General features: G+C 61.4%; 10 protein-coding genes. 4 read left to right on the forward strand and 6 right to left on the reverse strand.

Going from position 1 to position 12,510, the window contains the following annotated elements; translation table 11 throughout:
• Positions 1–3 precede the first annotated feature (3 nt).
• The 5 genes from VFW72_RS10650 to queF all read right to left on the reverse strand — a co-directional run bounded on the left by VFW72_RS10650 (position 4) and on the right by queF (position 4,573).
• A complete protein-coding gene (locus VFW72_RS10650; protein WP_329674273.1) occupies positions 4–1,185 on the reverse strand; it encodes a PilT/PilU family type 4a pilus ATPase in 1,182 nt (393 codons plus the stop codon).
• A 64-nt stretch (positions 1,186–1,249) separates the two neighbouring features.
• Positions 1,250–2,068 carry a 2,3,4,5-tetrahydropyridine-2,6-dicarboxylate N-succinyltransferase gene (dapD, locus tag VFW72_RS10655; protein WP_329674274.1) on the reverse strand — a complete coding sequence of 273 codons (819 nt, stop codon included), beginning with the start codon at positions 2,066–2,068 and terminating at the stop codon, positions 1,250–1,252.
• Positions 2,069–2,093: 25 nt separating this feature from the next.
• Complete coding sequence (gene dapC, locus VFW72_RS10660; RefSeq protein ID WP_329674275.1) at positions 2,094–3,323, reverse strand: succinyldiaminopimelate transaminase; 1,230 nt, start codon at positions 3,321–3,323, stop codon at positions 2,094–2,096.
• Complete coding sequence (locus VFW72_RS10665; protein WP_329674276.1) at positions 3,320–4,021, reverse strand: energy-coupling factor ABC transporter permease; 702 nt, start codon at positions 4,019–4,021, stop codon at positions 3,320–3,322. The genes dapC and VFW72_RS10665 overlap by 4 nt, the downstream gene beginning before the upstream one ends.
• Before the next feature lie 57 nt (positions 4,022–4,078).
• The gene (gene queF, locus VFW72_RS10670) at positions 4,079–4,573 is read right to left on the reverse strand and encodes a preQ(1) synthase (RefSeq protein ID WP_329674277.1); all 495 of its coding nucleotides are present in this window, start codon (positions 4,571–4,573) and stop codon (positions 4,079–4,081) included.
• A 180-nt stretch (positions 4,574–4,753) separates the two neighbouring features.
• Here queF and smc point away from each other — a divergent pair, with 180 nt between their 5' ends.
• The 4 genes from smc to VFW72_RS10690 all read left to right on the forward strand — a co-directional run bounded on the left by smc (position 4,754) and on the right by VFW72_RS10690 (position 12,141).
• Positions 4,754–8,269, forward strand: a complete 3,516-nt coding sequence (gene smc / locus VFW72_RS10675) for a chromosome segregation protein SMC (protein ID WP_329674278.1) — start codon at positions 4,754–4,756, stop codon at positions 8,267–8,269.
• Positions 8,270–8,282: 13 nt separating this feature from the next.
• Positions 8,283–9,329 (forward strand): cell division protein ZipA C-terminal FtsZ-binding domain-containing protein, encoded by a 1,047-nt coding sequence (locus VFW72_RS10680; RefSeq protein ID WP_329674279.1) that lies wholly within the window; start codon positions 8,283–8,285, stop codon positions 9,327–9,329.
• A gap of 14 nt (positions 9,330–9,343) precedes the next feature.
• Complete coding sequence (gene ligA / locus VFW72_RS10685) at positions 9,344–11,470, forward strand: NAD-dependent DNA ligase LigA (protein WP_329674280.1); 2,127 nt, start codon at positions 9,344–9,346, stop codon at positions 11,468–11,470.
• A 62-nt stretch (positions 11,471–11,532) separates the two neighbouring features.
• Complete coding sequence (locus VFW72_RS10690; RefSeq protein ID WP_329674281.1) at positions 11,533–12,141, forward strand: MarC family protein; 609 nt, start codon at positions 11,533–11,535, stop codon at positions 12,139–12,141.
• Here VFW72_RS10690 and VFW72_RS10695 read toward each other — a convergent pair.
• Positions 12,116–12,499, reverse strand: a complete 384-nt coding sequence (locus VFW72_RS10695) for a DUF2237 domain-containing protein (protein WP_329674282.1) — start codon at positions 12,497–12,499, stop codon at positions 12,116–12,118. The two genes, VFW72_RS10690 and VFW72_RS10695, sit on opposite strands and share 26 nt — an antisense overlap.
• Positions 12,500–12,510 lie beyond the last annotated feature (11 nt).

Below are 12,510 nucleotides of genomic sequence, written 5' to 3' on the forward strand. Positions count from 1 at the left end.
CGATTAAAAACGGGTGGAGGAGAAACCGCGGTCTTCCGGGCGCACGTCCAGCGTGATCTCGGTGAACGACGGGCCGTCATCCACCTCCTCGGGTTTCGGGGTCAGCTTGGTCACGGCGGCGGCTTCGTTTTGCAGTCGCCACATCAGGTTGGTGGGCGAGTCGGCGTAGGCCAGCCCCTCGTCGCGGGTAACCAGTCCTTCGTTGATGAGGCGAGCCAAATCTTCTTCGTAGGTCTGCGATCCTTCGGCCATGGACTTTTCCATGGCTTCTTTGACCCCAGCGAAGTCACCCTTGCTGATCAGTTCAGAGATCAGTTGGGTGTTGAGCATCACCTCGACAGCGGGCACGCGCCCACCGCTGGTCGAGCGCAAAAGGCGTTGAGACACAATGCCTTTGAGGCCTGCAGCCAGATCGCTCAACAACGCGGGGCGGGCTTCGGGCGTGTAGAACGACAAAATGCGTCCCAGCGCGTGATAGCTGTTGTTGGCGTGCAGGGTCGACAGCACCAAGTGGCCGGACAGCGCATATGACAGCGCCGCTGTCATGGTTTCGCGGTCGCGGATTTCGCCGATCAGGATGCAGTCTGGCGCCTGGCGCAAGGCATTGCGCAAGCCCACCTGCAGCGATTGGGTGTCTCGCCCGACCTCGCGCTGGTTGACGACCGACTTCTTGTTGTTGAACACAAACTCCATCGGGTCTTCGATGGTCAGGATGTGTCCCGCCAGATTCTGGTTGCGGTGCTCCAGCATGGAAGCCAGTGTGGTGCTCTTACCTGCACCGGTGGCGCCTGCCAGCAGAATCAACCCGCGCTTTTGCAGCACGATGTTGGCGAGGGTGTCGGGCACGTTCAGCGAGGCCAGCGGCGGGATGTCGCTCGGAATGTAGCGAAACACCGCAGCGATCGAGCCGCGCTGTTTGAACGCGCTCAAACGATAAATGGCCACCCCGGGAATCGACAAACCGATATTGAGTTCGCCGGTTTCCTCCAGTTCTTCCATTTGCGTGGGCGAGAGCATCTCGGCCAGCAGTTGGCGGGGCTGGGTGGGGGTGAGAACCTGATCGGTCAGCTGCAGGATCTGCCCATTGATCTTGATGAGGATGGGGGTCTTGGCCGACAGAAAAACGTCAGAGGCCCGCTTTTCCGCCATCAGGCGCAGGACCTTTTCAAGATTGCCACCGCTCATCAATAGTTCTCCCGGTTGATTGGGTCAATGGACAGACCGCTCAGGCCTGGTTGGGCCTGTCGGATCAGGCGCCGCGCAGCAGGTCGTTGATGCTGGTCTTGGAGCGGGTCTGGGCATCCACGCGCTTGACGATGACGGCGCAGTACAGGCTGTACTTGCCATCAGCCGAAGGCAGGTTGCCCGACACCACCACCGAACCAGCGGGGATGCGGCCATAGCTGACTTCGCCGGTGGCGCGGTCGTAAATCTTGGTGGATTGGCCGATGTACACGCCCATCGAGATCACGGAGTTCTCTTCCACGATCACGCCTTCGACCACTTCGGAGCGAGCGCCGATGAAGCAGTTGTCTTCGATGATGGTGGGGTTGGCCTGCAGGGGTTCCAGCACGCCGCCAATGCCCACGCCGCCGGACAAGTGCACGTTTTTGCCGATCTGAGCGCACGAGCCCACGGTGGCCCAGGTGTCAACCATGGTGCCTTCGTCCACATACGCGCCGATGTTCACGTAGGAAGGCATCAGGATCACGTTCTTGGCCTGGAAGCTGCCGCGGCGGGCCACAGCTGGAGGCACCACGCGCACGCCGGTGGCCTTCAGTTGGTCAGCAGTCATGCCGGCGTACTTGGTGGGGACCTTGTCATAGAACTGCAGAGGGCCGTCGCCCATGGGCACGTTGTCGTTCAGACGGAAGGACAGCAGCACTGCCTTCTTGACCCACTGGTGGGTGACCCACTGGCCATCGATCTTCTCAGCCACGCGAGCCTTGCCGGTGTCCAGCTGGTCGATGATGTGGTTGACGGCATCACGCACTTCAGCGGGAGCGCTGGCAGCCGACAGTTCGGCACGTTGTTCCCAGGCCTGGTCGATGATGTTTTGCAGACTCATGCTTGTTCTCTAGTCAAAAAAGAAATCAGATGGATTGAATGAATGCGCGGATGCGCTCAGCGGCTTCCACGCATTCCTCGACGCCAGCCACCAAGGCCATGCGAACGCGGCCCGCGCCAGGGTTCACGCCATGGGCTTCGCGGGCCAGATAACTGCCAGGCAGAACTGCCACATTGTATTGAGCCAGCAGTTCACGCGCGAACCATTCGTCGCTGCCGCCGCCACACTTGTCGGGCACTTTTGCCCACAGGTAGAAACTGGCGTCAGGCAGCGCCACATCCATCACCGACGCGAGGATGGGGGTAACACGTTCGAACTTTTCGGCGTACAAGCGACGATTTTCCACCACGTGGGACTCGTCATCCCAGGCGGCGATGCTGGCGCGCTGCACCACAGGGCTCATGGCGCTGCCGTGGTAGGTGCGGTAGAGCAGGAAAGATTTGATCAGGTCTTTGTCACCCGCCACGAAGCCAGAGCGCAAGCCCGGCACATTCGAGCGTTTCGACAGACTGGTCAAGGCGATCAATCGTTTGAAATCGGTACGACCCAGCTTGTGGGCGGCTTCCAGGCCACTCAAAGGGGCTGCGTCGGGGCCGGTGCGGAAATAGATTTCGGAATAGCACTCGTCAGAGGCGATCACGAAACCGTACTTGTCGCTCAACTCGAACAGGCGTGCCCATTCGTCCAGCGGCATCACGGCCCCGGTAGGGTTGCCTGGCGAGCACACGAACACCAGCTGGGTGGTCGCCCAGACGGATTCGGGGATGCTGGCCCAGTCGGCGGCGAAGTTCTTGGCAGGGTCGGAGTTGGCAAACACCACCTCGGCACCAGCCAGCAAGGCCGCCCCTTCGTAGATTTGGTAGAAGGGGTTGGGGCTGACCACGGTGGGGGTAGCTTGGCCATTGCGCCCGGCCTGGGTGGGGTCAATCACCACCTGAGCCAAGGCAAACAAGGCTTCGCGCGAACCGTTGACCGGCAGAATTTGAGTGGCCGGGTCAAGGTCAAGCGCATAGCGGCGCTTCAGCCAGCGCGAGCAGGCTTCGCGCAAGGCGGGTTCGCCTGCGGTGGCCGGGTAGGAAGCCAGGCCATCGAGCGATTGAGTCAGGGCCTGTTTGATGAACTCAGGCGTGGCGTGTTTGGGCTCGCCAATACCCAGGCTGATCGCACGATAGGTCGGGTTGGGGGTGACACCAGCCGTGAGACCGCGCAGGCGCTCGAACGGGTAGGGCTGGAGTTTCTTCAACAATGGATTCATAGGGGGCGATTATCCCTTGGCAGGTAGCGGGCGTCGGAATAGGTCAGCAGCCAATGCGGTTTGAATGCCACGAAGATGGCCGTGAGCATGCCGGTGCTGATGGCTTCACCCCAACCCAGCAGCCAATGGCCGAGCAGCCATTCTTCGGTGTTCATGGAAGGCGGAATGCGGCCAGCCAACCAGCCCAGCACGCCCGTCAAACTGATGGCCAGCGCTGTGCCAAAGAAACCTCGGCCCAGAATGTAGACAAACAGATGCTTGGGCGCCCAACGGCGCATGGCCAGCCCGATGCCCAGGGCCAAGGTGCCGGGGATGACGCCCGTCCAGACCATGGTGGCCCCCAATTGGAGCCACACTTCGAGCCATTGTTCCCAGGCAGGCGCCGCGGAAGTCAGTAGCTTGTGTCCGAATTGTGGGCCCCAGATCTGCATCAGCGAGGTGATGGCAGCGATCAGGGGCAAGCTGCACATGGCCAAGGGCCATCCGACCATGAGCACCAGCATGCAAATGCCACCAAGCCGCAAAGCCACACCGCTGGGCAGCAGTTGCTGCAGCCACCAAACCCAAGGCAGGATCACCATGGCCGCCAGCCAGGGGTTCTGCAAAGGCCGGTGCTTGAGCACCAGCCACGGCTTGAACACAAGGGCAATGCCCAAGGTGGCAACCACAAGGGCCCAATAAGCCCACTCAGGCGTCATTTCAGGAATCCGTTGGGGCGTGTCGGGTCAGAAGTGGGCTGACTCATTCACGCAAGATCACAAGCCGAGCAGGCCGGTTTCGCTGCTGTGTTGGGGCAGGTCAACGCGAGGGGCAGGCTTCCAGCCCTTCTTGCGGTGTTCCACCACCACGTTCGTGTAGATGCCGCCGCGCACGTACCACTTGGCGGTGATGCGCAGGTAGCGCGGGTTGATGGCCTTCACCATGTCTTCGAGAATGTCGTTGGTGACCTTCTCGTGGAACGCGCCCTCGTTGCGGTAGCTCCACATGTACATCTTCAGACTCTTGAGTTCGATGCACAGCTTGTCGGCGATGCAGTCGACGGTGAAGTGCGCGAAGTCAGGTTGCCCGGTCAGGGGGCAAAAGCAGGTGAATTCCGGGATCTGGAACTGGATGACGTAGTCGCGCCCGGGGTTGGGGTTGTCGAACACGTCGAGCTTGCGCGAGGGCACTGAGGGGGGGGTGTCAGGCTTGACGCGTTCGCCCACGGTCAGTTGGGCTTGAGCAGTTTTGGCGGGGGCTTTTTTGGCCATGGTCAACAGCAGCGAAGGGTTGTGCGCAAAGGCACAACACCGAACAAACAAGATGGGGAAGCCGCAATGCTATCATCTTCGGTTGATTTTGGCTCGCGAAATTGCAGTTTTTGTTAAATAAATCAAAGACTTAGCTGCCAGTTTTTCGAGTATTTCTGTCCGGTTGAACCCGCGAACCGCATGCGCCTGAATTCCATCAAGCTCTCTGGCTTCAAATCCTTTGCCGAGCCAACCCATTTCCACCTGCCGGGTCAACTGGTCGGTGTGGTCGGCCCCAATGGGTGCGGCAAGTCCAACATCATGGATGCGGTGCGCTGGGTGCTGGGCGAGTCGAAGGCGTCTGAACTGCGTGGCGAGTCCATGCAAGACGTGATCTTCAACGGCTCGGGTAACCGTAAACCCGCCAGCCGTGCCAGCGTCGAACTGGTGTTCAGCAACGAAGACGCCCGTGCTGGCGGGCAGTGGAACCAGTTCGCTGAAATCGCGGTCAAGCGGGTGCTGACGCGTGACGGCACCTCCAGCTATTTCATCAACAACCAGCCTGTGCGACGTCGTGACGTGCAGGATGTGTTCCTCGGTACCGGTCTGGGGCCGCGTGCCTACGCCATCATCGGCCAGGGCACCATCAGTCGCATCATCGAGTCCAAGCCCGAAGAGCTGCGATTGTTCCTGGAAGAAGCGGCAGGCGTGTCCAAATACAAGGAGCGCCGCCGCGAAACCGAGAACCGCCTGAAAGACACCCGCGAGAACCTCACCCGGGTGGAAGACATCTTGCGCGAGTTGAACAACAACCTCGACAAGCTGGAAAAGCAGGCCGAGGTCGCCACGCGCTATCACGCCTTGCAAGAGCAGGGCACCACCAAGCTGCACCAGTTGTGGTTCCTCAAACACCGTGATGCCTCGACCGAATCGGCTCGCGTCAAGCAGGCCATTCTGGAAGCCACCAATGCGCTGGAAGGGCGCATGGCCGAGTTGCGCCACGTTGAGGCGGAGCTGGAGCACGTTCGCCAGGATCACTATGCAGCCAGTGACGAGTTGCACACGGCGCAAGGCGTGTTGGCTGAGGCCAATCTGGAAGTCAGCCGCCTGGAAGAGCGCATTCGCTATGTGGTCGAAGGCCGGCAGCGGGTTGAGCAACGCTTGGCCGAACTGAAGGCGCAAAACGACCAATGGGCCGAGCGCCGAGCGCAAGCCGAAGACGAGCTGGAGACCTTGGCCGAGCGCATGGCCGCCGCTGAAGAGCAAGCCGAAATTCTGGCGGCACAGGCTGAAGAGCTGGCTGGCAACGTGCCCAATTACGAAGACGCAGTTCGTTCGGCCACGCAGCGCGCCAATGAACAACGCGGCGTGGCGGGCCAAGTACAGCAACAAATTCAATTGCTGGCGGCCGAGTCCCGCAACGTGGATGAGCAATCACGTCAGCTCAATATGCGGCGTGAGCGCCTGAGCGCTGAAAAGCAGGGCTTGGCATCGCCCGACGAGGCTCGGCTGCAGGACATGCGCGTCCAACTGGAAGCGTGTGAAGAAGAGCAGGCCATGCACGAAGCCCAATTGGGCGAACTGACCGAAACTGTGCCCGCTCTGGACGACGCCCGCAAAGAGCAGCAGCAAAAGGCCAATGCCGAAACGGCACGCCATTCGGAGTTGGCGGCCAAGCTGGAGGCCTTGCGCACGCTGCAGGAAAAAGTGCAGACGGAGGGCAAACTCAAGCCCTGGTTGGCCAAGCACGGTCTGGATGGCCTGCAAGGCTTGTGGACCCGCATTCACATTGAACCCGGCTGGGAAAACGCGCTGGAGTCAGCACTGCGTGAACGTTTATCAGCGCTGGAAGTCGGCCGAGTGGAAACCGTGCGCGCATTTGAAAACGATGCGCCCCCGGCCAAACTGGCGTTCTACAGCGTGCCAGCAGGGCAGATTCAAAACACCCACCACACCTTGCCGCGTCTGTCAGACCTGCTGCGCCTGAGCGATGCAGGACTCAAGGCCCTGATGAACGATTGGCTGGAGGGTGTGTACACCGCCGCCTCGATGGAAGAGGCACTGGCCAACCGTAGCAAGCTCACCCACGGTGAAGTGATCATGACCCAGGCTGGGCATGCGGTCAGCCAGTTTGCGGTCACTTTCTATGCGCCTGATTCCGAACAGGCCGGCATGCTGGCGCGCGCACAGGAAATTGAAAACCTGGAAAAGCAGGTGCGTGCTCAGGGCATGATGGCCGATGATGCCCGCGCTGCGCTGATTCGCGCAGAAGCAGCTTATTCGGAGGCCTCGCAACGTTTGGCCACCTGCCGGCGCGAGGCAAGCGAGATTCAACAACGGACCCACCAGTTGCAGGTGGAAGTGCTGCGTTTGACTCAGCAAGCCGAGCAGGCCAATACCCGTCGCGATCAGATCGCGTCGGAGTTGGCTGAAATCGACGCGCAACTGGAAGAGCTTCAAGAGCGCCGCGCGACCGGTGAGGCCCGCTTCGAAGAACTGGACCTGAGCCTGGCTGATGCGCAGGAAAAGCATGCCCAACTGGAAGAAGCGGTGATCGAGGCCGAGCGCAAGCTCAATCAGGCCCGCGAGCAGTCGCGTGCCCTGGAGCGCCAGGCGCAAGAAGCCCAATTCAGCGCCCGATCGATGGCCGCGCGCCGGGGTGAGCTGCAACGCAGCATCGAGACCGCGACTCAGCAGATCCAGGCCAACCAGGCTTCGGCAGAGCAACTGCAGGAAGAACATGCTCGACTGAGCGATGCCACGGCCCAGACTGGCCTAGACGATGCGCTGGCCGTGAAACTGGAAAAGGAAAACCTGTTGGCGCAGACGCGCAGTCGTTACGACGACTTGTCTGCCCAACTGCGCCGCGCCGACGAGCAGCGCATGGAGTTCGAGCGCAGTTTGCAACCCTTGCGTGACCAGATCACCAAGCTGCAACTGGAAGAGCAAGCGGCCTCGCTGGGCGGCGCCCAGTACATGGAACAGCTCACTGCGGCCGAGGTCAACCTCGAAGCGCTGGCTGCGCAAATCGAGCAAGACGGCGTCAAGCTCTATGGGCTGCAAACCGAGATCGATCGCATCCAGCGCGAAATCGCTTCGCTGGGCGCAGTGAACCTGGCGGCCCTGGATGAACTGACCGCAGCTCGCGAGCGCAAGGGCTTCCTGGACTCGCAAAACGCCGACTTGATGGATGCGATCACCACGCTGGAAGACGCCATTCACAAGATCGACCTGGAAACCCGCGATCTGCTGGGTTCTACCTTCAATACCGTCAACGAGCACTTCGGTCGCATGTTCCCCAGCCTGTTCGGTGGTGGCAGCGCCAAGCTGGTCATGACGGGCGACGAAATCCTCGACGCTGGCGTGCAGGTCATGGCCCACCCGCCAGGCAAGAAAAACAGCACCATTCACCTGCTGTCGGGGGGCGAGAAGGCACTCACCGCCATCGCACTGGTGTTTGCCATCTTCCAGCTCAATCCCGCGCCGTTCTGCTTGCTCGACGAAGTGGATGCGCCACTGGACGACGCCAACACCGAGCGCTACGCCCGACTGGTGAAGAACATGTCCTCCGGAACCCAGTTCCTCTTCATCTCGCACAACAAGATTGCGATGGAGATGGCCGAACAGCTGGTCGGGGTGACGATGCAAGAACAAGGTGTCTCCCGCATTGTGGCGGTGGACATGGAAGCCGCCATGAGCATGGCTCACGCAGCTTGAAACGGACCACATCATGAACAACAACCTGACGATGTCGCTGGCGATCCTGGGAGGGGTTGTGCTGGCGGGGGTCGTGGCCCACGGGGCCTGGACTTCGCGCAAGTTGGCACGCCTGCAACCCAAGCGGGCTGGGCTGGAACCGGTGTCTTCGGACCTGGACCCATCCATGGCTGACACCATTCCTGCCGAAGCCGATGCTGATACGGCGCCGCCGCCTTTGCCACTTCCGCGCAAGGGCGGAGCCAAGCTCGATGCGCTGGTCGATGCCATTGCCACGATCAATGTCGAGCACCCACTCAGCGGCGACATGATCCTGGCGCATTTGCCCGCCACCCGGCGTGCCGGCAGCAAACCGGTGCTCGTTGAGGGCTTGCGCACCGACTGTGGTGAATGGGAATTCCCGCAAGCGGGTGTGACCTACAGCGAAATTCAAGCCGGCGTGTTGCTGGCCAATCGAACCGGGGCGTTGAACGAAATCGAGTATTCCGAATTCGTGCAGAAAATTCAGACCATGGCCGATGCCTTGGGCGGGGCGGTGGTGTTTCCCGACATGCTCGATGTGGTCGCGCACGCCAAAGAGCTGGATTCCTTTGCTTGCGATCACGACGCGCAACTGGCCCTGCGCCTCTACGCCCGCGGCAGCGCCTGGTCGGTGGGTTACGTACAGCAGCAAGCTGCCCGGCATGGCTTTGTGCCCGGTGCCTTGCCCGGTCGCCTGGTGCTGCCATCCGGTGAGGAGGGGGCTCCGCCTGTCTTGACGCTGCAATTCGACGCTCAGGCTGCGTTTGCCGACGACCCCGACGAATCGACTTTGCGTGAACTGGTGCTGGCATTCGATGTGCCCCAAACCGCCGAGTCCCAAGAGCCTTTCAAGGCTTGGTGTGCAGCCGGTGAAGCCTTGGCCATGGGCTTGGACGCGACCTTGGCAGACGACAACGGCAACCCCTTCACCCCGGCAGCGTTCGCCTCGATTGAAGGTGAACTGGTGCGTCTCTACCAATCTTTGGCAGCACGCGACCTGGCGGCCGGATCGGCTGCGACCCGTCGTCTGTTCAGCTGATTCGGCACAGAGGCATGGCTCAGACAGACTTGTTCGGTTCGGCCCAGGGGCAGCCTGATTCTGGCGAACCGCATGCGCGTGCCCAGGCCTTGCGTGAGGCCCTCCATCACCACGCCCATCGGTATTACGTTCTTGACGAACCCGAGATTCCCGATGCCGAGTACGACCGCCTGTTTCAGGAACTGAGCCAACTTGAAGAGGCGCATCCCGAACTGCGTACGCCTGATTCACCCACGCAGCGTGTGCTGGGGCGTGTGCTCGATGGTTTTTCGCCAGTGCGCCACGCTGTGCCCATGCTGTCGATTCGAACCGAAACCGACACCGAAGCCAGTGGTGCCGAGGCCTTCGATGCCCGTGTACGCCGCGAACTGGGCTTGCGAGAGGAAGACCCGCCGGTCGAATACGCCGCCGAGTTGAAGTTTGATGGCCTGGCGATCAACCTCCGCTATGAGCAAGGCGTTCTGGTGTGCGCCGCCACCCGGGGTGATGGCGAGGTGGGTGAAGACGTGACCCAGAACATTCGCACCATTGGCCAGATTCCCTTGCGACTCAAGGGCGTGGCACCCGCCGTGCTGGAGGTCAGGGGCGAGGTCTACATGCGCCGAGACGACTTCGAGCAACTCAACGAGCGTCAACGCGCCAAAGGCGACAAGACCTTTGTGAACCCACGCAATGCTGCGGCGGGTGCCGTTCGGCAGTTGGACCCTGCCATTGCGGCGCAGCGCCCTCTGAGCTTCTTCGCCTACGGCCTGGGGCAGGTGGATGGTTGGGCCATTCCACCCACGCACAGCGGCCTGCTCGATGAACTGGCCCAAATGGGGTTTCCAGTTTGCGAGCACCGCACAGTGGCCTTGGGAGCCCATGGCCAGGGTGAAGTCGGGGGCTTGGTCGCGTTTCATCGAGCCATGGGGCAAGTGCGAGATCAGCTGCCCTTTGACATCGACGGCATTGTCTACAAGGTCAATCGCCGTGATCTGCAGGAGCGCCTGGGCTTTGTGACCCGCGAGCCACGCTGGGCCGTGGCGCACAAATATCCGGCGCAGGAGCAGCTGACTCAGGTCGAGGCCATCGACATTCAGGTTGGCCGCACGGGAAAACTCACCCCCGTGGCGCGACTCAAGCCCGTGTTCGTTGGCGGTGTCACGGTGACCAATGCCACCTTGCACAACCTGTTCGAATTGCGCCGAAAACGCGTTCGAGTGGGCGACACCGCCATTGTTCGGCGCGCGGGTGATGTCATTCCCGAAGTGGTGGGCGTGGTGGCCGGTGAGCGGCCTGCCTACGTACCGAACTTCCGCATGCCCGCCCATTGCCCCGTGTGTGGCAGCGATGTGGTTCGCGAGCCAGGTGAGGTCGACCACCGCTGCACCGGTGGGCTGTACTGTGCTGCCCAACGAAAGCAGGCCTTGCTGCACTTTGCCCAGCGGCGCGCCATGGACATTGAAGGCTTGGGTGAGAAGCTGGTTGACCAGTTGATCGACGGCGGCCTCGTTCGCACCTTGCCAGACCTGTACAAGCTCGGGTTGTTGAAGCTGGCCGCGTTGGAACGCATGGCTGACAAGAGCGCCAACAACCTGCTGGAGGCACTGGAGCGCAGCAAGCACACCACCTTGCCCAAGTTCCTGTTTGGCCTGGGCATTCGCCACGTGGGCGAGGCCACGGCCAAAGACTTGGCCAAGCATTTCGGTCAAATTGATCGCTTGATGGATGCGAGTGTGGAGCAGTTGCTGCAGGTGAACGATGTGGGGCCGGTGGTGGCCCAAAGCATTCGCACCTTCTTCGACCAGCCTCACAACCGCGAGGTGGTAGAGCAACTGCGTGCGGCCGGTGTGCAATGGCCCGAGCACGAGCCCACCCAGCTTGACCCCACCCAGTTGCCTTTGCATGGCATGACCTTGGTGTTAACAGGCACCTTGCCGACCCTCTCTCGTGAGGAAGCCAAGGCCATGATCGAAGCCGCGGGCGGCAAAGTGGCCGGTTCTGTATCCCGCAAGACCCATTACGTGGTGGCAGGTGCCGAAGCGGGCAGCAAGCTAGACAAGGCGCAATCGCTGGGCGTGCCTGTACTCGATGAAGATGGGCTGCAGCGCTTGCTGGTAGGGGCTTTGGAGCAGGGTGGGGCCGCCCCGGCTGCGGAGTAAGTCGCAGCCTTCAGGTAGTTCTCCCGAGTCAACGCCTGCCTGGGCCTCGCACAATGGCTGGCATGAGCCATGATTTCGCGTCGGCCTTCATTTTGTTGCTGCTGGTGCTCGACCCGTTCGGCACCTTGCCCATATTCCTGTCGGTGATGCGGGGGGTGGAGCCCCGACGCCGGTTCGTGGTGGCCCTGCGTGAGGCGTGTATCGCTTTCGGGGCATTGCTGGCCTTCATGGTGGGCGGCAACAGCTTCCTGCACCTGATGCGCCTGTCCGAGCGTTCGCTCGAGGTGGCCGGTGGGGTGATTCTGCTGCTCATCTCCATTCGCATCATCTTTGCGTCGGGCCAACGCTTGTTTGACGAAGGATCTGACGCGGCCCCGGCACGCGAACCCTTCATCTTCCCGATTGCCATTCCGCTGTTGGCCGGCCCGTCGGCCATGGCCACGGTGCTGCTTTTGGCCTCACGCCAGCCAGAACAACTCTTGCAATGGGTGGGCGCCCTGTCTGCCGCCATGTTCGTGTGCGCAGCGGTATTGCTCTCGTGCCACAAGCTGCATCAATGGCTGGGCGACTCAGTGATCGCTGCCCTCGAAAAGCTGATGGGCCTGATCCTGTGCGCCGTGGCGGTGGAAATGATCCTGGCCGGACTCAAACGCTACTTTGGGGCCCTGTGAGCGCGTGTGCCTGCAATACCTCCAGGGGGACGGCATCCAGCGCATTTTCGTGAGTGCACTCCAGCACCACGGGTGGGGCCACGCCGGCTTCCAGTGCTTCCAGCCATCTGTGAACACTCAAACACCAGCGAGAGCCTGGCTTGAGGCCTGGAAAACGCCATTCAGGGCGAGGCGTGATCAGGTCATTACCTCGCGACAGGCTGAAATCCAGAAAAGCCTGAGTCACTCGCGCACAAACCAGGTGTTTGCCAATGTCGTGCGGGTGAGGGCGGCAGCAGCCGTCGCGGAAATAGCCGGTCAAGGGGTCGTAGGCGCACGCCCGCAGCGGACCGCCCAGCACATTTCGACCTGAAGTCAATTCAACCGCCA

It is taken from the genome of Aquabacterium sp., assembly GCF_036273115.1.
In the GTDB taxonomy this organism is placed as follows: domain Bacteria; phylum Pseudomonadota; class Gammaproteobacteria; order Burkholderiales; family Burkholderiaceae_C; genus Aquabacterium.